Below are 26,735 nucleotides of genomic sequence, written 5' to 3'. Positions count from 1 at the left end.
TGGAATGCTGACAGAATGATTACCGCCCGGGTAAATACGTCAAAGGGTCTTCAGGCTGACCGTCCTTGCGGATTTCAAAATGCAGCCTTGCTTCTTCTGCGCTGCTATTTCCCATGGTAGCAATGACTTCACCGCCTTCAATCACATCATTTTCCTTCACTCGCAGCGTATCATTGTGAGCGTACGCAGACAGATACTCGTCATTGTGCTTGATAAGAATAAGGTTGCCATAACCTCGCACACCGCTACCCGCATACACGACAATCCCTGGCCCGGCTGCTTTTACAGATTGCCCCTTTTGCCCTGCGATATCAATCCCAGCGGTAATGCTTCCGCCTTCGCCAAAGGTACCAACAACTTCACCATCTGCTGGCCACTGCCATTCAATATTCTCTGCCGGTGTATACGTCCGTTCACTGCGATCCACTGACGCCTGCTGGGTAGAAGGGGCACTCACCTGCGTTTCGGTTTCAGGCTGAGTCTCTGGCCTATCTGGCTGTCGTCTTTCAGATGCGTCTGACTGCGTTACTTGTGATTCAGTCTCTGTAGGCTCTGGCTCTGGTTCGACTTGCGCACCGATCGCTTCATCATCCTGAGCTGTCTCTTCGGACGTCGGTTCATCGGGCAACAGCCAGTCGACCTCCTGAGCGTTAGCGGCAACCTGTACAGGCGTTTCACCAATACCTGTGGCCACCGCGCCGGAGGATTCACCTGCCTCGCCATCCACGGGCGCCGATTGCGATACCTGAGTGACTTCGCGGTCGACTTCAGCACCCGACGAACGCAGCACAAGCTGCTGGCCAGGGTAGATGTTATAGGGCGGTTCAATATCGTTGAGGGCTGCAAGCTCGCGGTAATCCAGGCCTTGCTGCCAGGCAATACCGTAAAGGGTATCGCCTTGCGCCACCGTGTACTGGCCATCGGCATTCAGGTGGCGCCTCACCTCGCTGATATCACGTACTTGCGGGACTCCCTGGTGATTTGCGCAACCGGCAACAGCAAAGGCAAGCGCCGATAAAAGAAACATTTTACGCATTGAGGTGACTACTCCTTGTTAGCGCCTGATTGATCGCTTGATAATGAAGACGGTGAATTATGCGCCTGATAGTTCAAGCCTACTACCAGAAGAGCGCCCACCAGCATCAACAGGATGACTGTTCCCAATTGGGACGAATCGCCGATCAGGACGGCATACTCGCTCGGCATCAGATAACGAAATGCCAGGGGAATCATTTGGCCGTCCGGGCCTAGCTGATAGCCTACCAGCTCTCGCCAGGGCCAAAGAATCGGCAACGAACCAATAATAAACCCTAATAGTAACTGCATGGTGGCATCGTGCTGACGTTTGAACAACCAGGCTAAAAGGCGTGAAAACAATGCCAGCCCAATTAGACAGCCGACGCCAAACAGACCGATCACCGCCAGATCAAAACCGCGAATCGCCTGCATGATGGTGCCATAAAGCCCCATGGTCAGAAGCAGAAAACTGCCTGACACCCCTGGTAACAGCATGGCGCTGATAGCAATGGCACCGGCTACCATCACCACTAGGTTTTCATTACCCAGTAGCAACACCGTTGGCATTAAACCAGGCAGCGCCTTGACCCAGCAGCAAGCCGGCTGTTAGCGGCAAAAGATACCAAAACTTCCAACTTCTCATGGCGTTATGTACCACCAGCGCTGACGCCGCGACCAAGCCAAAAAAGAAGCCATCCAACAACAGAGGGTGGGCTTCCATCAGCCACAATGCCAGGTGCGCAACACTGACCAGACTCGCCGCCACACCCGCCAGCAAAGGCAATAAGAACGCCAGATTAAGATGCGCGTAGAGTCCCTTGATACCACCCTCTCGCCAGGCCCCCCAGGCGCTTGGGCCAAACTGACGGATGGTATAGATCAACTGCTCATAGATGCCGGTGACGAAGGCGATGGTTCCGCCTGATACGCCGGGTACTGCATCAGCGGCACCCATGCCAACCCCTTTCAGGAAAATAGCTAACCTCTCGCGCTTCAATTCACTACTCCTTGCAGTAGCGGGACAAACCGAACCGGCTCTAATCGACGTTTTTCGTACACACTGCCTACCCGACGCACCTGGGTTAGCCACTGGCTACCGCTACTGTCCTCGATGGGCGCAATCAGTACACCACCATCACGCAACTGTTCCAGCAGCTCACTTGATAACGTCTGGGCACAGGCAGTCAGCAGGATGACATCAAAAGGGGCAGCGTCTGGCCAGCCGTGATTGCCATCTGCCACAGCAAGATTGGCTTGCACCTTAAGCCGCGCCAGACGTTGTACAGCGCGTTCGTGGAGTATCTGGATTCTTTCCAACGAGTAAAGTTCATCCACCAGGCTGGAAAGCACCAGGGTTTGATACCCGGAACCGGTACCCAGCTCCAGCACTCGCTTTGGCGCTTCACGCAGGATAAGTTCTGTCATCCGCGCCACGGTCAGAGGCTGCGAAAGGGTCTGGCCAAAGCCGATGGGCAGGGACGCATCTTCGTAAGCGTGATGCGCCAGAGCTTCATCAACAAACAGGTGGCGCGGCGCCTGAGCCATGACGTTGAGCACACGCTCATCGCGAATACCCTGGCGCGCTAATCGATCGACCATCCGATCACGGGTACGCTGAGACGTCATCCCGCGGCCACGCAGTTCAAGGGGTGATATTTCAGGCTGTAAAGGCATCCAACCAGTCCTGTACATCACTGCACGCCGTATGGCGCGTCAGATCGGTCTGCAGAGGAGTAATCGAGACAAAACCGGCCTCAATAGCAGCAAAATCAGTATCCTCACCGTCGTCAGCGTTAGCGCCTACAGCGGCAATCCAATAGCGGGTACGCCCACGCGGGTCCTGCATGGCCAGTGGTTTTTCAGCCGGGCCGCGATAGCCCATGCGGGTGACTTTAACGCCACGAATTTCGCTCCACGGTAAATCAGGCACGTTGACATTGAGCAGCGTACGCGGCGGAAGGGAAAGCTGATCCGCAGCGCCTACCAGCGTTGATGCGACGCGGGCCGCCGTGGCAAAGTGGCGCTCGCCACACAGCGACATGGCAATGGCCGACATACCCAGATTGCGCCCTTCCATCGCCGCCGCTACTGTGCCGGAATAGAGCACATCATCGCCCAGGTTGCTGCCATGATTGATACCTGAGATCACCAGATCAGGTTTTTCATCCCAGACACCATTCACACCAAGGTAAACGCAATCGGCCGGCGTGCCATCCACGCTGTAAAAACCGTTATCCAGCGCGCTGAGCAGCAGCGGACGCGAGAGCGTTAGCGAGTTACTGGCGCCACTGCGATCACGATCCGGTGCCACAACACGTAAATTGGCATGCGGCGTGAGCGCATCGTGCAAGGCTCGCAGCCCCGGGGCATGAACACCATCATCGTTAGAAAGCAGCAATCGCCGCATTGGTTTTCTCCTGATTAAATATTGTTAATACCTGCTAGCGTATCAGTATTTGCCACATCAGGTTGGGTGATCAACTCACTCAGTACTGCGGTCGCAAAGGCACCGCGTGGCAAGGAAAAGCTCACCACCACCTCGTCATTGCGCTGGCCGCGTTCCAGTGCAGGCGCATCAAGGCATACGCGCAGCGCACGTCTTGCCGACTTGACACCGCTTTGAGCAAGCCCGGCAGTCAGGACAGGGTGGCGCTCGGCAAGGGCGGCTTCCAGACGCTGGGCCACTGAATGATCTGCACTGAAGTCAGCGCCCCAAAGCAGGCCAGTCGGGTGAATATCACACTTCGCCGCCCGTTCATTCAGCGTGGCATCTGGCTGTTCAACCCGAAACAGGCTATGGGTTCCCTCAAGCATGACCGTATCGCCCTCAAGCAGCGTCTGCCAATCGCCGCTGGCCACCCGCTGGCCAAGCAGTTCATTGAACAGAAAACTCCGCGCGCAGGACAACAACATGCCCTGACGATCGTCACGCTTGCGCCAGCCTCGCGCTAACAGGGCTTCAGCACGCTGCAGGTTACGCCCGTTGGCACCAAAACGCTGCGGCCCAAAGTAATTGGGCACGCCCTCACGGCAAAGCATTTCCCAGCGGGCATGGAAGTCATGCTGTTCAACCGCTTCGCCTTGCAAGCGTAAAATAAAGCGGTTGGTGCGATGTACGCCGCGCTTGAGCTTACGCGGGTGACGCGCCTGCTCCAGCACAGTGATACCCAAGGTGGCCAGCTGTGCAGCCAAGTCATCAGGCGCATCTCGGCCAGGCAGTTGAACACTTAGCCACTGGCGCGTCACTGCCACACGATCCTTCATACCCGAATAGCCCACCACCTTGGGCGAGACATTACACAGCCGGGCAAGCTGCCTGACCGCTTCCAAGGTGGTCTGGTTGCGTTTTTCGATCCGCAGCCAGAGGTGTTCGCCCTGCCCTTCCGGCTTGAAATCAAGCTGTTCATCGACCCTGAAATCTTCTGGTGAGAGGCGGAAGCTGGCGGGGCTGGGGGCGCCCAGGGTAGCGTCCAGATAGCGCGGCCAGACGGGAAGGCCAGTCATTCAGCACTCCGGGGCAGCAACAGCACCACCGCTTCTGCGGCAATTCCTTCACCACGCCCGGTAAACCCCAGGCGCTCCGTCGTTGTGGCCTTGACGCTGACCTGATCCAGCTCGACATCAAGATCTTCTGCAATCACCGAACGCATGGCGTGGATATGTGGCGCCATCTTGGGCGCCTGGGCCATCAGGGTGGCATCCAGGTTGCCCAACTGCCAGCCTGCCTGGCTAACCAGTGCATTGACCTTGCGCAACAGAACCCGACTATCCGCACCCTGATAGGCGGGGTCGGTATCAGGAAAATGGTGACCAATATCCCCCAGCGCACAGGCACCTAACAGGGCATCAGCAATGGCATGCAGCAGTACGTCGCCGTCTGAATGGGCAACAAATCCTGCATTAAACGGCAGCTTCATACCGCCGATCACCAGGTGGTCTCCCGGCCCAAAACGATGAACATCAAAGCCGTGGCCGATGCGCATGACAGTCTCCTGAATACGTTGAAATAAGGGTCATTTTTTAAATATATGCATGCTTTTGAGCATTCAGAATGGCGCTTGCCAGGGCGAGGTCATCCGGGTGAGTGACCTTGATGTTATCGCGCCGCCCGCTAATCAGCTGCGGAAACTCACCCATGGCTTCGAGCGCCGAGGCTTCGTCAGTCACCTGGGTGGCATGGGCCCGGGCATGCTCGAGGGCGCGTCGAAGCGGGCCATAGCGAAACCCTTGGGGCGTCAGCGCATGCCAAAGGCTTTCACGCGACTCGGTATGGGCAATGCTGCCTGAGGCCGCGGCACGCTTCATGGTGTCGGCCACCGGCATCGCCAGCAAGGCGCCACTGGTGTTGTCACGGGCGGCTTTTTCCACGGCTTTAAGGTCTTCCACAGCGACACAGGGCCTGGCCACATCATGCACCAGCACCAGATCATCTTCTGCGGCGTTCAATGTCTGCAAGGCGTTGAGCACGCTATCCATACGCTCTGTACCGCCCGGCACCCGCTGCCAGTGCTCAAAGGGCACCCAACTCGGCGCAAACCAGTGATCCTGGGTATCCAGACACAGCACCAGTCGGGCATCCGGCAACGCTGCGTACAGGCGTTGCAGGGTCAGCGCCAGAATCGGCGTTCCCTGCAAGGTAAGATACTGTTTGGGAATCTCTGCACCCATACGCTTGCCTTGGCCAGCGGCGGGCACCACAAGCCAGGTGGTCTCGCTCACTCAGGGTTCCTCATCTGTGGAAAGTCATCCAGCGTCACGCCGGGTACCCAGAAAAACTGCTCATCCGAACGCACCATGCCAATATCACTGCGCGCGCGTTCCTCAATAGCATCCAGGCCGGTTTTAAGATCCGCAATTTCGGCGCTCAGCCGCGCATTGCGATCCCTTAGCGGCGCATTGAAGGCTTCCTGATCGGCGACCCGCTGCTCGACCTTTTTAAGGTCATACCAGCCACCCGTTCCCCACCAGAGCTGGTATTGCAGCAGCGCGAACACCACGAAAAGCACTACGACCAACCATTTTCGGGCTGGCCATCGGCGTATTTTTGTGTCTTCCTTTTCACTACTGTGCATATTGCCATCCACCTGATTATCAACTGCACCGCTTGATTGCCTGAATCAAGCGGCGTCTTCGCCTGGTGGCCAGCATTATGCCACCAAGCAGGGCTAGCAGCGAGCCACCAACCCCTTTCAGCTGGCTTTCAAGTGCGCCATTATCCGGGTACTTTGAACGGTAAAGCATCCAGCGCCGCCTGGCGGTATGCCTTAACATGCTGGGCTTCTTCTCTGCAGAACTGCGCTACACCAGCTTCAAGGCCAGGGTGCGCTACATAATGTAACGAGCACAGCCGCTGGGGGTGAAAGCCTCGCACCAGCTTGTGCTCGCCCTGGGTGCCCGGGTCAAACAGGCTCAGGCCGTTCTCCAGGCAATACTCGATACCCTGGTAATAACACGCCTCAAAGTGCAGACAGTCCGCTACCACTTCACTGCCCCAATAGCGCCCATACAGACTCTGGCTGCCTTTCAGATAAAGAGCGGCGGCTACCGGCCTTCCCTCTAGGCTGGCCTGTACTAGCATCAGGGCATCAGGCATGGCGTTATGCAAGCGTTGAAAGAAGTCCAGGTTCAGATACGGTGGGCGACCACGCTCATGGTAGGTAATCGAATAGCAGCGATAGAAGTGTACCAACGCTAGCGGCGTAATCGCCTCGCCTTCCAGCCGCTGCAGGGTAAGGCCCTGATCGGCGACCAGGCGCCGTTCGCGCTTGATCATCTTGCGCCGTTTGGACGTCAGGGCTGCCAGAAAGCCATCAAAATCCCCATAATCCGCATCGTGCCACTGGAACTGCACGCCCTCACGGGCCATTAGCTCGGGCCACTGGCGCTGCCAAGCGCTGACATCGGCCGCACTGCCAAACAGAAAGTGCCAGCTGGAAAGCACCTCTTCATCGCAGATGCGTTTCAGCTCACCGGCGAGCACCTCAACCACGCCGTCAACCGCAAGCTCTGACGCCACCAAAATGCGCTGCCCAGGCACCGGCGTGTAGGGAATGGCACTCAATGCCTTGGGATAATAACGCCCGCCAGCACGCTCAATAGCATCCGCCCATGCCCAGTCAAAGACATACTCACCGTAGGAATGGTATTTACGATAAAAAGGCATGGCCCCGACAAGCGTCTGGCCCTGCCAGACAACCAGATGGGCAGGCACCCAGCCGGTCTTTTCACTAACCGAACCACTGGCTTCCAGCGCCTGCAGGTAGGCATGACGCAGAAACGGCTGGTCAGCATCCACCAGCGCGTCCCACTGACTGGCAGCTACATCGTTAATACTGGCCAGGGAAACGCATACCAGGGATTCTTCTGTCGCACCTGCCGTCAGGCGAGTGGATGTCGACATCGGTAGCTCGCTGCCTTGTGACATAAATTGCCTCCGCCAGAATGGCGCCATGCTCAGATGAAATGATGCCGTCAGCATCGCTGAAAAACCATCAGACCCTTTCATCGTCGCCGCTGGCGACATTTTTGACAAGACTCATACAGCCTATAATATTAGTTATACTTTTATGCAACTGTGTTTTCAATGCGCCACTCGGCGACTTAAGATAACAATCATAGACGACAACAGCGTCACCTTATAAATAGCCGATAGACCATGAGCGGCCCATGCGAATAGGGCGAAATGTTGTTAATCTATCAATTCAGATGAGTGCTTTTACTTACTATTATACACTCGGCAAAAATAGCTGAGAGGTACGTTGTTGCAGAAGGCATCGAAACCGCTGGTCAAGCACACTATTTAAGTGCCATTGGCTGCGAGGTTGGCCAAGGCTACTATTACTCTCGCCCACTGCCTGCTGTAGAGTTTGCGCGATGGTGCGCGCAATGGACACCAACCATCACATCAAACGGAGACACACTGAATGGCTCACGACCTGATTGAGCGTTTACGCCAACGTCTGGAAGAACTTAACCGCTCCGAGCGCAAGGTCGCCAACGTAATTCTTGAAGATCCCACCTCCGCCACCAGCCTGAGCATCGCAAGCCTTGCCCAAGCGGCCAGCGTCAGTGAGCCCACCGTCAACCGTTTTTGCCGCAACTTCGGGGCCAAGGGGTTTCCCGACTTCAAGATCAAACTGGCCCAGAGCCTGGCAGGCGGCACACCTTATGTCACCCGTGCGGTTGAGCCTGATGACTCCGCCAGCCAATATACCGACAAGATTTTTGACGCCACCATTGCCGCCCTGGACGAAGCGCGTCGCGCTGTCGATATGCAAGCCATCGAACGTATGGTGGATTACCTGACCCAAGCCAAGCAGATTCATTTTTTGGCCTAGGGGCGTCAGGCGCCGTGGCTCAGGATGCCCAGCACAAGTTTTTTCGTTTCAACCTGCCGGTAATGGCCTATGTGGACGTGCTGATGCAGCGTATGGTGGCGGCTGCCTGCCATACAGGTGATGTCGTGGTGGTGATTTCCTACACCGGGCGCACCCGTGAACTGGTCGATATTGCCCGCGTCGCCCGTGAAGCCGGTGCTGTGGTACTAGGCATTACCGCCCCCGCCTCACCGCTGGCCAATGAATGCACCGCGACCCTGGAAGTGGCGACCCCGGAAGATACCGACCACTACCTGCCTATGACCTCACGGATGATCCAGCTGACCCTACTTGACGCACTGGCAACTGGCGTCACCCTGCGCCGCGGCGAAGACTTCCTGCCCCACCTCAAGAAAATCAAAGACAGCCTGCGTGACACCCGCTTCCCGATCAAGAAAGCGGGTGGGTAATCAGCTGAAGGCTTCAGGCATTGACGGCGGTGGTAATGGTAACTTCCACCTTAAGCTCATCCGCCGGTAGCGGCGCGCAGACACAGGTACGGGCTGGCGCATAACCTTCTGGCACCCAGGCGTCCCAGACGGCGTTCATGGCGGCAACATCATTACCGTCTTTCAGGTAAACGGTTGCACTAAGAAGTTGCTCACGGCTGGAGCCAATTTCCTTGAGCAGCGCATCGACTCGCGCCAGCATACTCTGTGTCTGCTCGGTAATATCCCCTTCGCGGGCTTCCGGCCCTGCCACCTGGCCGCATAGATAGGCCACACCATTATGGATAACCGCACGACTCATACGTGCCTTGGTATCGTGACGCGTAATGGCATTGGTTGCCGTTGACATAACTCTGACTCCTTGAAAAACATCGTAAATCACCAGCTTCCTGCCTATCAGAAATACCGGCGGCGCACCCAGAAACGCAACATAAAAATCTTACAGATACGAAAAAGCCCAGCGATGTAACGCTAGGCTTTTGAATTCGTTTGCATAAATCGTATCTAATTTGCTTTAGTTGGTGCCGGTGGCCAGACTCGAACTGGCACACCCGTAAAGGCGGCGGATTTTGAATCCGCTGCGTCTACCAATTCCGCCACACCGGCAACGAGGCGCATTATACGTTATCTACCTTGCAGGTCAATCACATTGGCCGTTTTTTACCTGCCTGCTTTACTTTCCTGCCTGACTTTATAGGACTAAAGCGCTATCCTGTGCGCCCTGTTTTCATCGAAAGAGCTTCGTCATGCAGCGTGCCGATTTTTCCTACGAGCTTCCTGAAGAGCTGATTGCCCGCTATCCTTCCGAGCAGCGCAGCGACTGCCGCCTGTTGCATGTAGACGCTCAGGATGGTGGTTTGGCGCACCGTCGCTTTACCGATCTACTGGAGATCCTTGAGCCTGGTGATCTGCTGGTCTTCAACGACACCCGGGTAATACCGGCACGGCTACACGGCCAGAAAGCCAGCGGCGGCAAGGTCGAAATGCTACTCGAACGCCCGCTGGATGCCTACCGCGGCCTGGCCCATCTACGCTCCAGCAAGTCTCCCAAACCGGGTACCGAGCTGATCTTTGAAGGCGATATTCATGCCGTGGTGGAAGGGCGTCGCGACGCCCTGTTTGAGCTGCGCTTTCTGGGTGAGACACCCATGATCGCCCTGCTGGAAAAGCACGGCCATATGCCGCTGCCGCCGTATATTACCCGCGAGGATGAGCTGAGCGACCGTGAGCGTTATCAAACCGTGTACGCTCGCCGTGATGGCGCGGTTGCTGCCCCCACAGCGGGGCTGCATTTTGACCAGCCCCTGCTTGATGCCCTGGCTGAAAAAGGCATTAAGAGCGCCTTTGTCACCCTCCACGTTGGCGCTGGCACCTTCCAGCCTGTGCGGGTTGACGATATTCGCGAGCACCATATGCACAGCGAATGGGTTGACGTTTCTGAAGCCACCTGCCAGCAGGTTCACGACGCCCAGGCAGCGGGCAAACGGGTGATTGCCGTCGGCACCACTAGTGTGCGCTGCCTGGAAAGTGCCTGCGCCCAGACTGCGGATGGCAGCATTGCGCCACTAACCGGTGATACCGATATTTTCATTTATCCCGGCTATCAATGGCGTTGTGTTGATGCCTTGATTACCAACTTTCACTTACCTGAATCTACCTTGATGATGCTGGTATCGGCGTTTGCCGGTTATGACACCATCATGCGGGCCTATCAAACAGCCGTTGAAGAGCGCTATGCCTTCTTTAGCTATGGCGATGCCATGCTACTGACGCGCTGATCACTGTTATCTCGTTCAGCCACGCCTATCGCCTTAACCGAGAATTTGACGAGTTACCTGATGCGAAATGAATGCTTTATGCGCTTTGAGCGCCTCGCCAGCGACGGCCGTGCTCGTCGCGGGCGCCTACACTTCCCGCGCGGTACGGTAGAAACCCCAGCCTTTATGCCGGTGGGCACCTACGGTACCGTCAAGGGCATGACACCTGAGTCAGTCAAGCAGATTGGCGCGGAAATCATTCTCGGCAATACCTTCCATCTCTGGCTGCGCCCCGGCACTGATGTGATTGAAGCCCATGGCGACCTGCATGACTTTGCCCAATGGGACAAACCCATCCTGACCGACTCCGGCGGTTTTCAGGTATTTTCGCTGGGTGAAATGCGCAAGATTACCGAGCAGGGCGTTCACTTTCGCTCGCCGGTCGATGGCGCCAAGGTGTTTATGGGGCCAGAAGAGTCCATGGCCGTGCAGCGCTCGCTGGGCTCGGATGTGGTGATGATCTTTGACGAATGCACCCCCTACCCGGCCACCTTTGAGGAAGCTGAAAAGTCCATGCAGCTATCGCTGCGCTGGGCCAAGCGCTCGCGTGATGCCCACGGCGATTCACCCTCGGCACTGTTCGGGATCATTCAGGGCGGCATGTACCCAAAACTGCGCGAGCGCTCACTGAAAGGCCTGCTGGACATCGGTTTTGATGGCCTGGCAATTGGCGGACTTTCGGTCGGCGAACCCAAGGAAGAAATGATCAAGGTGCTTGATTACCTGCCTGACTGGATGCCGGACGATAAACCCCGCTACCTAATGGGCGTCGGTAAGCCAGAAGATCTGGTAGAAGGCGTGCGGCGTGGCGTTGATATGTTTGATTGCGTGATGCCCACTCGCAATGCCCGCAACGGCCATCTGTTTACCCGTCATGGCACGGTCAAGATCCGCAACGCCAAGCATCGCTTTGCGACCGGGCCGCTTGAAGAGGGCTGTGATTGCCATACCTGTCAGCACTTTTCGCGTGGCTACCTGCATCATCTGGATCGCTGCAACGAAATGCTGGGTTCCATGCTCAATACCATTCATAATTTGCGTTATTATCAGCGCGTCATGGCTGATTTGCGCGCGGCTATCGAAGCGGGTACATTGACGACCTTTGTGGAGCATTTTTACGCTGAACGTGGTTTACCAGTGCCTCCCAACCAAAATTAGGGCGAAGTGCGCATGTGGCGCACTTCGCTTGGGCTTTCCCACTCACCGTGATTAATAAACTCAGGAGTTGCATTCATGCTGGATTTCTTTATCTCCCCAGCCCACGCTCAGGAAGCAGCCGCCGGCGGCGGTATTGCTCAGATCGTCATGCTGGTTGGCTTTGTGCTGATTTTCTATTTTCTGCTGTGGCGCCCTCAGGCAAAACGCGCCAAGCAGCATAAACAGCTGATCAACAGTATCGACAAAGGTGATGAGATTGTCATTGGCGGTGGTCTGGTGGGGCGTATCACCAAGGTAAGTGATGAGTTCGTTACCCTGGAAGTCTCTGAAGGCACCGAGGTCAATGTGCAAAAGAATGCCATTGCCGCTGTGCTGCCCAAGGGAACCATTAAGTCCATCTGATCTGCCCTTTTGCCCCTGCCGAACAGGTGCCAGCCACCCCGGCAGGGGTGAGAGAGTCAGAAAGATGATGAACCATGCCGTGCGTTGCCCAGGCAATGCACGGCATTCCGTTTGACACTGAAGGCAGGGCTTGCATGCTCAACCGTTACCCCCTGTGGAAGTATCTTCTGATATTGGTCATTCTAGTGGCCGGCCTTATTTATTCGCTTCCCAATCTGTTTCCTGAAGATCCCGCCGTACAGATCAGCACTCGCCAGGCTGACAGCACTCTAAACCAAGACGATATCGAACGCATTGAAACTACGCTTACCGACAACGATATCCGTGTTAAATCCACCGAAGCCAGCGGTGATCAGTGGTTAATCCGGCTACGCAACAGCAGTGACCAGCTAGCCGCCCGCGAACTGATCAGCGAGCAGCTAGGTGATGACGTCACCGTCGCACTCAACCTGGCAGAAGCCACGCCTAGCTGGCTGCGCGCTTTTTCAGCATCGCCCATGACACTGGGGCTTGATCTGCGCGGTGGCGTCCACTTTCTACTTGAAGTGGATATGGAGGCAGCGGTAACCCAGCGCCTTGAAGTCAACGCCAGCGCCATGCGTGAGCTGCTGCGCGATGAGCGTATTCGCTACCGGGATACCGAGATTGACGGGCGCACGCTTTCCCTGACGTTTGTTAATGCCGAAGACCGCGCGCAGGCACGTACCCTGATCAGCCGTGAATTCCCGGAGTTCGAATACACCAGTGAAGGCGATGGTCGCGGCGCTCGCCTGCTCATGACCATGAGCGAGCAGGCCGTCACCGAGATTCAGGATTACGCCATCAACCAGAACCTGACCACCTTGCGCAACCGCGTCAATGAACTGGGGGTTGCCGAACCGCTGGTGCAGCGCCAGGGGCCCAATCAGATTGTGGTCGAATTGCCCGGGGTTCAGGACACCACGGCCGCCAAGCGGATTGTCGGTGCCACTGCCAATCTTGAATTCCGCCTTGAGGCGCGCCCGGATACCCCTGAACAGGAAACCGAAGAGCACACCTTCCGCAATGATCCGAGCCGCACCGCCACCCTGATGCGCGATGTGATCATTACTGGCGACCGGGTATCCAGTGCCAACCACAGCTTTGATGAAAACGGACGTCCTCAGGTCAACATCGACCTGGATGGCACCGGCGGCACCCTGATGAACCGTGCCACGCGCACCAATATTGGGCGCAACATGGCGGTGCTGTTCATTGAGCACAAGAGCGAAGAACGCACCGTCACTGACCCGGAGACCGGTGAAGAAACCACGGTGCGCGACCCTTATGTTGAGCGCGGCCTGATCAGCTTGGCGACTATTCAGAGCGCGCTGGGTAACAGTTTCCGGATTACCGGGCTTGATTCTGCCAATGAAGCAGCTGACCTAGCGCTGCTGCTGCGTTCAGGCTCATTAGCGGCGCCCATTTACTTCGCCCAGGAGCGCACTATTGGCCCAAGCCTTGGCCAGGAAAATATCGAGCGTGGGATTCTTTCCGTACAGATCGGCCTGCTACTGGTGGTGCTGTTCATGCTGGTGCGTTACAAGATGTTTGGCGTGTTTGCCAACGTGGCACTGGCGCTCAACCTCACCCTGCTGGTAGCCGTCATGTCAATGCTTGGCGCTACTCTGACCCTGCCCGGCATTGCCGGCATCGTACTGACACTCGGTATGGCCGTGGATGCCAACGTACTGATATTCGAACGTATACGCGAAGAATTGCGTAATGGTTTATCGGTGCAGCAGGCGATCAACGCAGGTTATGAGCGCGCCTTCACCTCTATCGTGGATGCCAATATCACCACCCTGCTGGTGGCTATCATCCTGTTCTCAATCGGCACCGGGCCGGTCAAGGGCTTTGCCGTGACGCTGTCCATCGGCATCCTGACCTCACTGTTTACTGCGCTGCTGGTCACACGTGCCATGGTGAACCTGACCTACGGCGGCAAACCCGTTAAAAAGCTGTGGATCTGATCTCAGCGTTTGGCACAGATTTCAAGAGGTAATAATGAAACCCATCACGGATAGGCAGATCGACTTCATGGGCCGCCGCAAACTGGCCTTTATTGTGTCAGCGGTGATGCTGGTGATCTCGGTCATTGCGACCTTTTCCCTACAGCTCAACCTGGGGCTGGACTTTACTGGCGGCACCTTAATTGAAGTACGTTACGCAAGCGCTCCCTCACTGGACGCCATTCGCCAACTGCTCGAAGAGCAGGGTTTTCGCGATGTTGCCGTACAGACCTTTGGTGCTTCCACTGAGGTGCTGATTCGCCTGCAGCAGGCGTTCGACCCGGACGTGGGCGATCAGGTAGTCAGCTTATTGCGCGACAGCGGCACACAAGTGGATCTTGTACGTGCTGAATTTGTTGGCGCCCAGGTGGGCGATCAACTGCGCGACCAGAGCGGCATGGGCATGCTGGTCGCCCTTGGCGTGGTGATGCTCTATGTGGCCTTTCGCTTTCAATACAAGTTTGCGATTGGCGCACTGATGGCGCTTTTGCATGACGTGATTATTGTTATCGGCATCTTTGCGCTCTTCAACATCGAGTTTGATCTGACCGTCCTGGCCGCCATCCTGGCAGTGATCGGCTATTCGCTGAACGACACCATTGTTGTCTATGACCGCATTCGTGAAGCCATCCGCACCTCGCAGATCGACGACATGCCGGCCATTTTCAACGAAGCGATCAACGCCACGCTATCGCGTACATTGGCCACGTCAGGTACTACTTTGCTGGTGTTACTGGCCCTGCTGCTCTTGGGCGGCGACATGATCGAGAACTTTGCCCTGGCCCTGCTGATTGGCGTGGTGATTGGCACATTCTCCTCCATCTACATTTCAGGTGCCTTGCTGCTGCCGTTGAAGCTCAAGCGCGAAGACCTGATCCCTGCGCGCAGAGATGTTGACGAGGAAGATGAACTGCCTTGAATCAGGCCTGACCTGACGCTTGATGGCCAGTAAAACGAGCCATCAAGCGCCTACAAAAACGCCCTGCGGAGTAAGACTCCACAGGGCGTTTTTCATGGGCATAAAGCTAACCCGCCAAACGGTTATCAGCAGCGTTTCAGAAGTGCGGCGCTAACTGTTTGATCAGTGCCTTGTAAAGGCGCGGGCCAGCGGCCATCAACAAACCTTCTGCACTGATTGTCGGCTTGCCGTCCGGGGCACCGATCAGTGCGCCGGCCTCTTTGAGCAGCAGAGTACCCACCTGCATATCCTGTTCCTCGATGCCCAGCACAAAGGCACTATCAACGCGACCGGTGGCTACTTCACAAATGTCCAGCAAACCACTGCCTGTAGCCACCAGGGTTTCCAATTGCGGTGCCAGCTGCTGGGTAAGCGTCAGGTAGGCAGGTAAATGACGCGAGCGCAGCGAGCTTTCCGGCAGGCTCATGGCGCTGCGCGTTCCAGCCACCGCCGTCGGCTTGCTGACCCGCATACGCTTACCGTTGTACTGAGCACCCCGGCCACGGCTGGCGATGTATTCGTCATCAGCAAAGGGGGCGAGGATGACCGCATGTTCAGGGCGGTTCTTCACCAGACATACGACTGACAGCGCAAAACCTTTGCCCGCTACGGCCAGATTGGAATATCCGTGCATGGGCTCGATTTTCCAGACGACATCTGCGCCTTCATCCACGCCTTTCTTATGGTCAGTGTAACGGCCTACCAGGCCATGCTGAGGGTAACCACGCTCGAGCTGCTGCACGATGGTGGCTTCAGCCTTGCGTGCGGCTTCTTCAAGCAAACGCTCAAGGTTGGCTTCATCGTGAGCGTTTTCAATGCGCTCACGGATACGTAAAAATTGCTCGACGGCGCTACGCGCAGCACGCAGGGTAAACTGAACCATTGGATTCATGAGAGGGCCTTTATGCGAACTTCCGGCCTGCCCTTGAAAACGGGTTTTCAAGAGCGGCGCTAAAGAACAGAAATGTTAAAGAACGAATATCGTCAACGGCACAATACGCTGCCGTCGTGGGGGCGCATTCTAACAGAGCCCCCACCGGCTCGCCATGCGCTTTATAGCATCGGCCGTCATTCGTGCTAGAATTTTACCTGACCCGTCATTTACTTGAGTCATAACCGCTAGCCCCGTTTATCAGCTCATCAACGCCATTTCCTTCACCTGCTCCTAACGCGGATCCTATTATGCTTGATCGTCTGCGCATTGTTCTGATTGGTACCAGCCACCCTGGCAATATCGGCGCCGTTGCCCGCGCCATGCACAATATGGGGCTAAGCGACCTTGCCCTTGTCGCCCCACGCTGCGAGGTGATTCATCAGGAGAGTATTTCACGCGCCTCTGGCGCGGATCATCTGCTGCATAATGCTCGTATTCACGCAGATCTCGAAGACGCCGTGGCTGACTGCACCTTCACCGTGGGTGCCAGTGCCCGCTCGCGCACCCTGCCCTGGCCGATGGTCTCACCACGGGAGCTGGCGGAACGTCTGCCCTCAGAGTGCCAGCCGTCTGGTTCGCGGGTGGCACTGGTGTTCGGGCGCGAAGATAGCGGCCTGACCAACGCCGAACTGCAGCGCTGCAATGCCCATGTGCACATCCCCACCAACGCTGACTTCAGCTCACTCAACCTTGCCGCTGCCGTGCAGGTGGTGGCCTACGAATGTCGCCTGGCCTGGCTGGCAACACAAACCCAAGCGCCTGAGCTTTCGTCTGACGAGCACGATGACACCCTGGCCACTCACGCTGATCTGGAACGCTATTTTGAGCACCTGGAGCGCACCCTGGTTGCCATCGAGTTTCATGATCCGGCAAAACCACGCCAGCTGATGGCACGTTTACGCAGACTTTACCTGCGCGCCCGGCCAGAACAGATAGAGCTGAATATCCTGCGTGGCATATTGACCGCCACCGAAAAGCAGGCAGCCAGGACAAAGACGACCCCTGACAACCCATCGACACACGAATGAGCTGGCTTGAATAGCAGCGCCACTGCCCTCACCATAAACACTTAATTCATTTTAAAATCCTTTTTAACGACTGACATCGCGCTGCTGACCTGGCCGATGACATGTGTCGATAAACCACGATAGGACTACCGCATGTTTGAACGCCTGCGTGAAGATATCAATAGTGTATTTGACCGCGACCCGGCGGCGCGTAATTTCATGGAGGTGCTTACCAACTATCCGGGTCTGCACGCTTTGTTATTGCATCGGTTGAACCATTGGCTGTGGAAAAAGAATGCCAAATGGCTGGCGCGGACACTTTCAACTTTTTCCCGCTGGCTGACAGGGGTCGAGATTCACCCTGGCGCCACCATAGGGCGGCGATTTTTATTGACCATGGCATGGGCGTGGTGATTGGCGAAACAGCGATCATTGGCAATGACGTCACGCTTTACCATGGTGTGACCTTGGGCGGCACCAGCTGGAATAAAGGCAAACGCCACCCTACCCTTGAAAACGGCGTGATCGTTGGCGCTGGCGCCAAGATCCTCGGCCCTTTCACCGTCAGGGAAGGCGCCAAGATTGGCTCCAACGCCGTGGTCACCAAGGAAGTACCGGCTGGCGCGACCGTGGTCGGGATTCCCGGCAAGATCGTCAAGCGCGCTGACCCGGATGTCGAGGAAGAACTTGATATTGATCCTGCGCGTCGGGAAGCCATCCACAAGAAATTCGGCTTTGACGCCTACGGGGTCAGCCAGGATATGCCAGACCCGGTAGCACGCTCCATGCAGGCCATGCTTGACCATATGCATGCGGTGGATGAGCGGATTGAGCGGATGTGCTCAACGCTTTCCAAGCTGGACGCCAGCTACCGGGGTAACCAGCTGCCGGAACTGCGCGATGAAGACTTTGCTGACATTCTTGACGAAACCGATAATGGCTGTCCGCCGCTGTCAGCCCAAGGCAAGGCGGCGCGTCGCTCAAGCGACGCTAACGCTCATGCAGCAGCAGATAAAGATACTGACACCGACAGCACCTCCTCAAGTAAAGGTTGACCAAAGCAGTCGGGCTTTCCCATAATGGCGCATCAATGTTATTCAAGGTGTCGCCATGCGATTAACGACCAAAGGCCGCTATGCGGTGACCGCCATGCTCGATCTGGCGATCAACGCGGGCATTAGCCCCACCAGCCTGGGCGATATTTCGCAACGCCAGGGGATTTCCCTGTCATATCTTGAGCAACTGTTTGCCCGCTTAAGACGCGCAGGCCTGGTGAAAAGCGTTCGCGGCCCCGGAGGCGGTTATCTGCTGGCACTATCGGCCAGCGAGATTACCGTTTCCCGGGTGATTGACGCAGTCAACGAAACCGTTGATGCCACCCGCTGCCACGGACTTTCCGATTGCCAGCAGGGCGACACCTGCCTGACCCATCATCTGTGGTGTGAACTATCCGGCCAGATTCGCCAGTTTCTCGACGACGTTACGCTGGAACAACTGCTACAGCGCAACGATGTCCAACAGGTAGCGTCTCGCCAGCAGGCGCGACTGGATGCCGGTATTTTTGCCTCAACGCCATAATCACAGCGTATTTATCACAGAGTGCTCCATGTCTTCCACGCCTACCCGCCCCATTTACCTTGATTACGCGGCCACTACCCCAGTAGATGAACGCGTGGCGACAGTAATGCAGCGCTATCTGACCGTTGATCAGTTGTTTGCCAACCCGGCCTCACGCAGCCATATGTCTGGCTGGCAGGCAGAACAGGCGGTGGAGCACGCGCGGCGCCAAGTGGCAGATACCATCAACGCTGACCCAAGAGAAATCGTCTGGACCAGCGGCGCGACCGAAGCCGACAACCTGGCGCTTACCGGCTTCATGCGGGCCAATCGGGCTCGTGGCCGCCATCTGATAACGTCAATTATCGAACACAAGGCCGTAGTGGACACCGCCAAGGCGCTGGCGTCCGAAGGCGTAGAAGTGACCTGGCTCAAACCAGGCAATGATGGCTGCATAACGCCTACGCAATTGCGTGAAGTCATGCGCGATGATACCGCCCTGGTATCCTTGATGGCGGTCAATAACGAGCTTGGCAGCATCAACGATATCAAGGCGCTGGCTGAAGTTGCCCATCAGTTTGGTGCCGCCTTCCATACCGATGCGGCTCAGGCCGTTGGCCGCATTGAACTGGATGTCGTTGCCCAGTCGGTGGATCTGATGTCGCTTTCCGGCCATAAGGCCTATGGCCCCAAAGGCGTGGGCGCCTTGTATGTCAAGCGTGACCCCTCGTTGCGTATTGAAGCCTTGATTCACGGTGGTGGGCATGAACGCGGCATGCGTTCCGGCACCTTGCCCACTCACCAGATTGCCGCCATGGGAGAAGCCTTTGCCCTGGCGCAGCAGTACAGTTTAGAAGAGCAGCAGCGCATCACCCATCTCAGGCAAAATTTTCTCAATGGCCTGCAGCAGATTGGCGGTGTCTTTCTTAATTCACCCGCTGACAATGCGGTACCCAACATTATCAACGTTGCGTTTGACGGCGTTGAGGCAGAACCCTTGTTGATGGCGCTGCGTGATATCGCCGTATCCACCGGCTCTGCCTGCAACTCAGCCAGCGTGGACCCTTCCTATGTGCTTCTGGGCGTAGGTATTCCGCGTCGGCTGGCATTGGCATCCCTGCGTTTCAGCCTCGGGCGTTACACCACCCAGGACGACATTGAGCATACCTTGCACGTACTGGCCCACGCCGTCGACGGCTTACGCTAATATTTTCAGGAGACACCCTCATGGCATCATTAACCATCACACCCGCCGCTGCCAAACAGATTCACCACGTGCTTGACGAGCGCGGCAAAGGGCTGGGGCTGAAGGTTTCAGTTAAGCCCAGCGGCTGCTCCGGCTTCAGCTATGTTCTCGATTTTGCAGATGAAGCTGACCCTGCCGATATCAGTTTCGAAGCCCACGGCGCCAAGGTGTTTGTCGACCGTGAAGCGCTGGAGATGCTTGACGGCAGTGAGGTCGACTTCGTCAACGAAGGGCTCAACCGCTATTTCCGCTTCAATAACCCGAATATCAAGGATGAATGCGGCTGTGGCGAAAGCTTTACGGTTTAAAAGCGCCAGCACCAAGACGCCCGTATTCATTATCGGCGGGAAACGCTATAATCGCCCCGCGCAGTTCGGGATTCCCGGCTGCTGACTTTTTTGACATGCCGCTCTGGTTATTCAGAGCGGCGATTTCTGTTATAGCCTTTTCTGGAGATCCACATGGCAACTGAACGTACGCTCTCTATTATCAAGCCCGACGCCGTAGCAAAAAACGCCATTGGCGACATCATTGCCCGCTTCGAAAAAGCTGGCCTCAAGGTAGTGGCCGCCAAAATGCTGCACCTGTCTGAAGAGAAAGCCGGTGGTTTCTATGCCGAACACAAAGAGCGTCCGTTCTTCAAGGATCTGGTTGGCTTCATGACGTCTGGCCCGGTCGTGGTTCAGGTACTTGAAGGTGATGATGCGATTAGCAAAAATCGCGAACTGATGGGCGCCACCAACCCGAAAGAAGCCGCTCCCGGCACCATTCGTGCGGATTTTGCGGAAACTATTGACGCCAACGCTGTCCATGGTTCTGATTCACCGGAAAGCGCCGAGCGTGAAATCGCCTATTTCTTCGGCAACGACGAAATCTGCCCGCGCTAAGCAGGCAGACCAGCGCCGTACCAACGCCTGTTGCCGGCCATTTTCGCGGGGGCCCAAGCCCCCGCCTCTTTTCTGAACGCTGACCATCATGACCACCACCGCTGCCCAATCAGTTCCTGCTGTATCGTCACACACGCCAGAGCAAACGCCGACGGCTGAATCCACCCCACAACGCCAGAATCTGCTCGGAATGTCCCGCGAGCAGATGGAAGCTTTCTTCCTGGCTATTGGCGAAAAGAAATTTCGCGCCAGCCAGATGATGAAATGGATCCACCACGAAGGCTGTGACGACTTTGCAGCAATGACCAACCTTTCCAAGCCGCTGCGCGAAAAACTTGCCAAAGTGGCTGAGATTCGCGGCCCCGGAGTTGTCTACGAAGGCGCTTCCAACGACGGTACGCGCAAATGGGTGCTGGAAGTGGAAGATGGCAGCTATGTCGAAACCGTGCTGATTCCTGCGGATAACGGCAAGCGCCGAACTCTGTGCGTCTCTTCACAGGTGGGCTGTTCGCTTGACTGCAGCTTCTGCTCAACCGGTAAGCAGGGCTTCCAACGCAACCTGACCGCCGCTGAAATCATTGGCCAGGTATGGGTGGCTCAACGTAGTGTCGGCCCGCGCCGGGATTCAGGCAATCGCCCGGTAACCAACGTGGTAATGATGGGCATGGGCGAGCCGCTGCTCAACTACGATAACGTTGTACCCGCCATGAAACTGATGCTTGATGATAACGGCTATGGCCTGTCAAAACGCCGAGTGACCCTGTCAACCTCTGGCGTTGTACCGATGATCGACAAACTGGGCGACGACATAGACGTCAGCCTGGCGATCTCCTGCATGCGGCCAACGATGAATTACGCACTGAACTGGTGCCGCTTAACCGCAAGTATAATATCCGCTGCCTGATTGATGCCTGTCATCGCTACCTCTCAAAATGCGCTGATAATCGCCTCATCACGATTGAGTACACCCATCAAGGACGTTAACGATCAGCAGCAGCATGCCGAAGAACTGGCAACACTGCTGGATGAACTGCCTTGCAAGATCAACCTGATTCCATTTAACCCCTTTCCTCATTCAGGTTATGAAAAGCCCTCACGCAATCAGTGCATGCGTTTCCAACAGTGGCTTTACGATTTGAAACATACTGCTACAATCCGTACCACGCGCGGTGACGATATTGATGCCGCCTGCGGCCAACTGGTGGGCCAAGTCAAAGACCGCACCAAACGCCATGCCCGCTATATTCAGTCGATCCAGATCGATGCCGATTAAGCTGGCCATTATAGCCTCTACTGGAATACATCATCAGGCAGAGGCTTGACTTACGCCTTGCACGGCGCTTTGATGGACACATTTTGACGACTTACCCTGCACTGAGGATAGCGATGATCAATCAACGCAGATGTCATCTCCCCGTTCAGGGGCATTGCTGACAGCGCTATTGATCACGCTGTGGTTATCTGGCTGTGCCGCAAACACGGACATGACAGCCCAGCAACGCCCTGACGCTGCAGATGCCTACACACAGCTGGGCGTTGCCTACTTTGAACGTAACAATCTGAGCCGCGCTCTGGATGCGTTGAGTCGCGCGTTGGAAATTGCGCCTGAGCATGCCGAAGCACTTCAAGCACTGGCTTTGGTCTATCAACAACAGGGCGAAATGGCCCTTGCCAGAGAGCATTTTCAGGAAGCACTACAGAATGCGCCGGATTTTACCCAGGCGCGCAATAATTTTGCTGCTTTTCTGTATGCGCAGGGTGACTTTCAGACGGCTTGTGAACAGCTTGAAATAGCCTCTCAAGCCGCCAACTACCCACGCAGATCACAGCTTTTTACTAATTTAGGCCAGTGCTATATTGCACAAAATCAGATTAACCCGGCGCGCAATGCCTTACAGCGCGCCCAACAGATAGACCCGCGCTATGCGCGCAGTTATTACCTTTTAGCCGAGTTAGAGTTTTCACAGGGCAATGATTCCCAAGCCTGGCGATCAATGCAGACTTATTTGCAGCTGGCAAATCCAAACCGTGAAGCGCTGCAGATAGCCATTGATATTGCTTACAGTCGTGGCGAAGATGCCATTGCCGCCGACTATCAGCGCCAGCTTGACCAATTTGAATAATGTTGCCTGAAGCCCTGTTCACCGCTTATTTATTGAAGGATGCTCAGCCATGAGCGATACACACACCCCAGAACAATATAATCAAACGCCTACCGCTTCTCCCGGTGAGCAATTACAGCGTCAACGTGAACAACTTAACATCTCTGTCGAAGAGGCTGCCGAAGCACTGCATCTGCGCCCTGCCGTCATTAACGGCCTTGAACACGACAATTATGACGGATCCCGGTACCTACCTATCGTCGTGGTTACCTGCGCGCCTACGCCAGATATCTGAATATCGATGAAACGCTGGTGCTCGACGCCTATAAAGCGCGTAATGGCAGCCAGGAAAACGCTGACCGTAAGGTGTCGCCCGTATCGGTCAGCAAGCCACCTTCACGCATCGGTGCTGTGCTGTTCAAACTGTTCACTCTGGCGGTCATCCTCGGCTTGATTGCGGTGACCGTGATGTGGTGGCAAAGCCGTGGTGGCAGCACTCCCCCAGGGTTGGAAGACACCTCTCAGCTAAGCGCCAATGATAGCAATATTGCAACCAGCAATTCGGCTGCCCGCAACGCCGATAACAACGCGGCGACGGCCATCGCGGCTGATGACGACCAGCGCACAGACAACGCCAGCACAGCCAGCGCTGACCTTGAGGCGCCACTGAATGATTCCATGCCTCTCACACAGGCCAATGAAACTGCTGACACTAGCGGCACTGTCAACAATTCCCTGCCAGACACGGATACTGCGCAGATCAGCGCTGACGCCGGTAGGACGTTACAGGACGCTGACCCACAGGCCAGCAATGGGCAGGCTGACGACCAACTTGACGAAGCACAGACAAGCAATGAACAGCTTGGCGAAGAAGCATCCGAAAACGTAGCAACTCTGGCTGCTTCCCAGGAAGCATCAGATACGGATGCAGCAGCAGACGATAGCGCGACCGAGGACGTTAGCAATCGCCTTGAACTCACCTTCAACCAGCAGTCCTGGACCGAGATATTCGATGCCAACAACCAGCGTGTCTTTGTTGGCCTTCAGGAGCCTGGCACGTCAGCAACCGTTGAAGGAGAGCCGCCCTATCGGCTAACAATCGGTAACTCCACTGGCGTTGAATTGCGCTACCAGGGTGAGGCCGTCGATCTTGGCGAGCGCGCCGGTGCCAACAACGTTGCCCGCTTCACTTTAGGAGAGTAAATCACCGTATGCATGCCCCATCCCCGATCAAACGTCGCCACTCGCGCCAGATTCATGTCGGTCATGTCGCTGTCGGTGGAGATGCGCCCATCTCAGTGCAGAGTATGACCAACACCGATACGCTGGATGTCGCGGCAACTGTGGCGCAGATTCGCCAGCTGGAAACTGCCGGTGCTGATATTGTGCGGGTCTCGGTGCCCGATATGGAGGCCGCCGAAGCCTTTGGCAAGATCAAGCGCGAAGTGCAGGTACCTCTGGTGGCCGACATTCATTTCGATTACAAGATTGCCCTGCGCGTGGCTGAACTGGGCGTTGATTGCCTGCGCATCAACCCTGGCAATATTGGCCGTGAAGAGCGTGTCCGCGCTGTTGTCAGTGCCGCCCGCGATAACGGCATCCCGATTCGCATCGGGGTTAACGCCGGTTCGCTGGAAAAAGACCTGCAAAAGAAATATGGCGAGCCAACCCCCGCGGCCCTGGTTGAATCCGCCATGCGCCATATCGATCACCTTGACCGGCTGGATTTCCAGGAATTCAAGGTCAGTGTCAAGGCCTCAGATGTGTTTATGGCTGTGGCGGCCTATCGTGATCTGGCCAGCCGCATTGAGCAACCTCTGCACCTGGGCATTACTGAAGCGGGCGGGCTGCGTTCCGGTACGGTCAAGTCCTCGATTGGCCTGGGTATGCTGCTGATGGATGGTATCGGCGACACTATCCGCGTCTCTCTGGCCGCTGACCCGGTAGAAGAAATCAAGGTCGGCTTTGATATGCTGAAAAGCCTCAAGCTGCGTTCCAAAGGTATCAACTTTATTGCCTGCCCAAGCTGCTCACGTCAGAACTTTGATGTTATCGACACCATGAACCAGCTTGAGGAACGTCTGGAAGATATCATGACGCCCCTTGATGTGTCGGTAATTGGCTGTGTGGTCAACGGCCCGGGGAAGCCAAGGAAACCGATATCGGCCTGACTGGCGGCTCACCTGCCAACCTGGTTTATATCGACGGCAAGCCCGCTAACAAGCTGCGTAACGACCATCTGGTGGATGACCTTGAGCGGCTGATTCGCGATAAAGTGCATGAAAAAGAGCAGCGCGAACAGAACACTATTGCCCGCAGCTGACAGCGGCTCCCACGCCATATTGTCTGCCCCGTCGCTAAAGGTTGCCGATTGGCAACCTTTAGCCATTAAGCAGTGTCTGACAGTTTTATCCGGCTACCTGCACACAGCGGTATTTACTGAATCGTCTTTGCAAATAAAGTCAAACAAGGAGTTATCATTGAGCCAGCCTGCTGCCAAGAAAATCCAAGCCATCCGGGGCATGAATGATCTGCTGCCCGGAGACAGCCCTCGCTGGCAGTTCTTCGAAGGCAAGGTTCGCCAGCTAATGGCGCGTTACGGCTTCGACGAAATCCGCACGCCGATTGTTGAGCAGACAGCCTTGTTCGCTCGCTCGATTGGCGAAGTCACTGATATTGTCGAAAAAGAAATGTACACCTTCGAAGATCGTAATGGCGACAGCCTGACCCTGCGGCCTGAGGGCACCGCTAGCTGCGTCCGGGCAGCAATGGAGCATGGCCTGCTGCACAACCAGACGCAGCGGCTTTGGTACCAGGGGCCGATGTTTCGCCATGAGCGCCCGCAGAAAGGTCGCTATCGCCAGTTCCATCAGGTCGGGGTGGAAACCTACGGCTTTGAAGGCCCGGATGTTGACGCCGAAGTGATTCTGCTCTCGGCACGTCTATGGCAGGAACTCGGGCTCACCCAGCACGTGACCCTGGAGCTTAACTCGCTTGGCTCGGCTGAGGCTCGCGCAGCCTATCGCGAGACCCTGGTAGACTACTTTGAGCAACACCGTGAGATCCTCGACGAAGATTCGCTGCGGCGCCTATCCAGCAACCCGCTGCGGATACTGGACTCCAAGAACCCGGCCATGGCCGAAATGCTGGAAAACGCGCCGCGCCTGATGGATCACCTGGATCAAGAGTCCCGCGAGCACTTTGAACAGCTTAAGACCATGCTGGATGCGGCGGGCATTCACTACGTAATTAATCCACGGCTGGTACGCGGCCTGGACTATTACTGCCGCACAGTGTTTGAGTGGACGACCCAAGCTTTAGGCAGCCAGGGTACGGTTTGTGCAGGTGGCCGATACGATGGCTTGGTTGAACAGCTTGGCGGCAAGCCTACCCCAGCCGTTGGCTTTGCGATGGGTATTGAACGCCTGATTCTGCTGCTGGATACCCTACAACTGGTGCCTGAAGAGGCACTGGGTGGCTGCGATGTCTACCTGCTCCCCATGGATGAGGCTGCGACCCTCACGGCTCTCACCCTGGCCGAGCAGTTACGCAGCCAATTGCCCGAACTACGTTTGCAGCTGCACTGCGGCGGCGGCAGTTTCAAAAGCCGCATGAAGAAAGCCGATAAAAGCGGAGCGACGATTGCCTTGCTGATTGGCGAAGACGAACGGCAAACCGATGCTGTTACGCTCAAGTTCCTACGCGAAGAGCGTGAACAGCAACGCCACCCCCAGGCAGCGCTGCCTGAACGGTTGCAAGATCTGATTGCCTGATATACCGATTTCCTGACCCATG

Annotated in this window: 25 protein-coding genes, 1 tRNA gene and 5 pseudogenes; 19 read left to right on the top strand and 12 right to left on the bottom strand. The window is 56.2% G+C overall.

The features are described 5' to 3' along the window. Positions 1-19: 19 nt before the first annotated feature. From HLB35_RS09825 to HLB35_RS09785, 9 genes and pseudogenes are all read right to left on the bottom strand, one after another. Positions 20-1,036, bottom strand: a complete 1,017-nt coding sequence (locus HLB35_RS09825; RefSeq protein ID WP_171702431.1) for a peptidoglycan DD-metalloendopeptidase family protein — start codon at positions 1,034-1,036, stop codon at positions 20-22. Between the two features lie 8 nt (positions 1,037-1,044). Then, positions 1,045-1,972, bottom strand: a pseudogene (locus tag HLB35_RS09820) (DUF368 domain-containing protein). Between the two features lie 38 nt (positions 1,973-2,010). After that, the gene (locus tag HLB35_RS09815) at positions 2,011-2,691 is read right to left on the bottom strand and encodes a protein-L-isoaspartate(D-aspartate) O-methyltransferase (RefSeq protein ID WP_171702430.1); all 681 of its coding nucleotides are present in this window, start codon (positions 2,689-2,691) and stop codon (positions 2,011-2,013) included. Then, on the bottom strand, positions 2,675-3,424 hold the full coding sequence (gene surE, locus HLB35_RS09810) for a 5'/3'-nucleotidase SurE (RefSeq protein ID WP_171702429.1): 750 nt from the start codon (positions 3,422-3,424) through the stop codon (positions 2,675-2,677). The genes HLB35_RS09815 and surE overlap by 17 nt, the downstream gene beginning before the upstream one ends. Positions 3,425-3,438: 14 nt before the next feature. Next, positions 3,439-4,521: a tRNA pseudouridine(13) synthase TruD gene (gene truD / locus HLB35_RS09805; protein WP_171702428.1), complete on the bottom strand. Its 1,083-nt coding sequence runs from the start codon at positions 4,519-4,521 to the stop codon at positions 3,439-3,441. After that, on the bottom strand, positions 4,518-5,000 hold the full coding sequence (ispF, locus tag HLB35_RS09800; RefSeq protein ID WP_171702427.1) for a 2-C-methyl-D-erythritol 2,4-cyclodiphosphate synthase: 483 nt from the start codon (positions 4,998-5,000) through the stop codon (positions 4,518-4,520). The genes truD and ispF overlap by 4 nt, the downstream gene beginning before the upstream one ends. Positions 5,001-5,037: 37 nt before the next feature. Continuing rightward, positions 5,038-5,736, bottom strand: a complete 699-nt coding sequence (ispD, locus tag HLB35_RS09795; RefSeq protein WP_171702426.1) for a 2-C-methyl-D-erythritol 4-phosphate cytidylyltransferase — start codon at positions 5,734-5,736, stop codon at positions 5,038-5,040. Further along, positions 5,733-6,089 carry a cell division protein FtsB gene (ftsB, locus tag HLB35_RS09790; RefSeq protein ID WP_171702425.1) on the bottom strand — a complete coding sequence of 119 codons (357 nt, stop codon included), beginning with the start codon at positions 6,087-6,089 and terminating at the stop codon, positions 5,733-5,735. The genes ispD and ftsB overlap by 4 nt, the downstream gene beginning before the upstream one ends. 140 nt (positions 6,090-6,229) lie before the next feature. Continuing rightward, positions 6,230-7,417 (bottom strand): GNAT family N-acetyltransferase, encoded by a 1,188-nt coding sequence (locus tag HLB35_RS09785; protein WP_171702492.1) that lies wholly within the window; start codon positions 7,415-7,417, stop codon positions 6,230-6,232. 309 nt (positions 7,418-7,726) lie between these two features. Here HLB35_RS09785 and HLB35_RS09780 point away from each other — a divergent pair, with 309 nt between their 5' ends. After that, entirely contained in the window at positions 7,727-7,960 is a 234-nt protein-coding gene (locus HLB35_RS09780; RefSeq protein ID WP_171702424.1) for an EAL domain-containing protein, read from the top strand. Then, a pseudogene (locus HLB35_RS09775) lies at positions 7,941-8,803 on the top strand (MurR/RpiR family transcriptional regulator). Before HLB35_RS09780 ends, HLB35_RS09775 begins: the two are co-directional and overlap by 20 nt. A gap of 13 nt (positions 8,804-8,816) precedes the next feature. On the opposite strand, the gene HLB35_RS09770 reads toward HLB35_RS09775, so the two are convergent. Both HLB35_RS09770 and HLB35_RS09765 read right to left on the bottom strand, forming a co-directional pair. Beyond that, entirely contained in the window at positions 8,817-9,191 is a 375-nt protein-coding gene (locus HLB35_RS09770; protein ID WP_171702423.1) for a RidA family protein, read from the bottom strand. A 170-nt stretch (positions 9,192-9,361) separates the two neighbouring features. After that, positions 9,362-9,448, bottom strand: a tRNA-Leu gene (locus tag HLB35_RS09765). Between the two features lie 140 nt (positions 9,449-9,588). Here HLB35_RS09765 and queA point away from each other — a divergent pair. From queA to secF, 5 genes are all read left to right on the top strand, one after another. Next, entirely contained in the window at positions 9,589-10,620 is a 1,032-nt protein-coding gene (queA, locus tag HLB35_RS09760; protein ID WP_171702422.1) for a tRNA preQ1(34) S-adenosylmethionine ribosyltransferase-isomerase QueA, read from the top strand. A gap of 78 nt (positions 10,621-10,698) precedes the next feature. Further along, positions 10,699-11,817 carry a tRNA guanosine(34) transglycosylase Tgt gene (gene tgt / locus HLB35_RS09755; protein WP_479694263.1) on the top strand — a complete coding sequence of 373 codons (1,119 nt, stop codon included), beginning with the start codon at positions 10,699-10,701 and terminating at the stop codon, positions 11,815-11,817. A gap of 75 nt (positions 11,818-11,892) precedes the next feature. Then, complete coding sequence (gene yajC, locus HLB35_RS09750; protein ID WP_171702420.1) at positions 11,893-12,219, top strand: preprotein translocase subunit YajC; 327 nt, start codon at positions 11,893-11,895, stop codon at positions 12,217-12,219. A gap of 134 nt (positions 12,220-12,353) precedes the next feature. Continuing rightward, a complete protein-coding gene (secD, locus tag HLB35_RS09745) occupies positions 12,354-14,210 on the top strand; it encodes a protein translocase subunit SecD (RefSeq protein ID WP_171702491.1) in 1,857 nt (618 codons plus the stop codon). Positions 14,211-14,244: 34 nt separating this feature from the next. Continuing rightward, entirely contained in the window at positions 14,245-15,168 is a 924-nt protein-coding gene (secF, locus tag HLB35_RS09740) for a protein translocase subunit SecF (RefSeq protein WP_171702419.1), read from the top strand. A 136-nt stretch (positions 15,169-15,304) separates the two neighbouring features. Here the strand turns inward: secF and HLB35_RS09735 are convergent, their stop codons facing one another. Beyond that, positions 15,305-16,099, bottom strand: a complete 795-nt coding sequence (locus tag HLB35_RS09735) for an inositol monophosphatase family protein (RefSeq protein WP_171702418.1) — start codon at positions 16,097-16,099, stop codon at positions 15,305-15,307. A 290-nt stretch (positions 16,100-16,389) separates the two neighbouring features. On the opposite strand from HLB35_RS09735, the gene trmJ reads away from it, so the two are divergent. The 12 genes and pseudogenes from trmJ to hisS all read left to right on the top strand — a co-directional run bounded on the left by trmJ (position 16,390) and on the right by hisS (position 26,713). Beyond that, positions 16,390-17,169, top strand: a complete 780-nt coding sequence (gene trmJ, locus HLB35_RS09730) for a tRNA (cytosine(32)/uridine(32)-2'-O)-methyltransferase TrmJ (RefSeq protein ID WP_171702417.1) — start codon at positions 16,390-16,392, stop codon at positions 17,167-17,169. Positions 17,170-17,301: 132 nt separating this feature from the next. Then, positions 17,302-18,203, top strand: a pseudogene (gene cysE / locus HLB35_RS09725) (serine O-acetyltransferase). Between the two features lie 55 nt (positions 18,204-18,258). After that, the gene (locus tag HLB35_RS09720; protein WP_171702416.1) at positions 18,259-18,726 is read left to right on the top strand and encodes an Rrf2 family transcriptional regulator; all 468 of its coding nucleotides are present in this window, start codon (positions 18,259-18,261) and stop codon (positions 18,724-18,726) included. A gap of 28 nt (positions 18,727-18,754) precedes the next feature. Next, positions 18,755-19,912 (top strand): aminotransferase class V-fold PLP-dependent enzyme, encoded by a 1,158-nt coding sequence (locus HLB35_RS09715; RefSeq protein WP_171702415.1) that lies wholly within the window; start codon positions 18,755-18,757, stop codon positions 19,910-19,912. Between the two features lie 20 nt (positions 19,913-19,932). Further along, positions 19,933-20,259 (top strand): HesB/IscA family protein, encoded by a 327-nt coding sequence (locus tag HLB35_RS09710; protein WP_171702414.1) that lies wholly within the window; start codon positions 19,933-19,935, stop codon positions 20,257-20,259. Positions 20,260-20,412: 153 nt separating this feature from the next. Continuing rightward, positions 20,413-20,838, top strand: a complete 426-nt coding sequence (gene ndk / locus HLB35_RS09705; protein WP_171702413.1) for a nucleoside-diphosphate kinase — start codon at positions 20,413-20,415, stop codon at positions 20,836-20,838. A gap of 88 nt (positions 20,839-20,926) precedes the next feature. Further along, positions 20,927-22,111 (top strand): annotated as a pseudogene (gene rlmN / locus HLB35_RS09700) (dual-specificity RNA methyltransferase RlmN). 130 nt (positions 22,112-22,241) lie between these two features. Further along, positions 22,242-22,961: a type IV pilus biogenesis/stability protein PilW gene (gene pilW / locus HLB35_RS09695; protein WP_171702412.1), complete on the top strand. Its 720-nt coding sequence runs from the start codon at positions 22,242-22,244 to the stop codon at positions 22,959-22,961. Positions 22,962-23,010: 49 nt separating this feature from the next. Further along, positions 23,011-23,235 carry a helix-turn-helix domain-containing protein gene (locus HLB35_RS18370; protein ID WP_328731482.1) on the top strand — a complete coding sequence of 75 codons (225 nt, stop codon included), beginning with the start codon at positions 23,011-23,013 and terminating at the stop codon, positions 23,233-23,235. Positions 23,236-23,252: 17 nt separating this feature from the next. Further along, positions 23,253-24,143: a DUF4115 domain-containing protein gene (locus HLB35_RS09690; protein ID WP_328731481.1), complete on the top strand. Its 891-nt coding sequence runs from the start codon at positions 23,253-23,255 to the stop codon at positions 24,141-24,143. Positions 24,144-24,151: 8 nt separating this feature from the next. After that, positions 24,152-25,263: pseudogene (ispG, locus tag HLB35_RS09685) on the top strand (flavodoxin-dependent (E)-4-hydroxy-3-methylbut-2-enyl-diphosphate synthase). A 157-nt stretch (positions 25,264-25,420) separates the two neighbouring features. Continuing rightward, positions 25,421-26,713, top strand: coding sequence for a histidine--tRNA ligase (gene hisS, locus HLB35_RS09680; RefSeq protein ID WP_171702411.1), 1,293 nt, complete (start codon positions 25,421-25,423; stop codon positions 26,711-26,713). Positions 26,714-26,735 lie beyond the last annotated feature (22 nt).

This window comes from Vreelandella azerica, assembly GCF_013112225.1.
Lineage (GTDB): Bacteria > Pseudomonadota > Gammaproteobacteria > Pseudomonadales > Halomonadaceae > Vreelandella > Vreelandella azerica.
The sequence above is the reverse complement of the archived record's forward strand: the minus strand, read 5'-3'. Positions and strand labels throughout refer to the sequence as shown.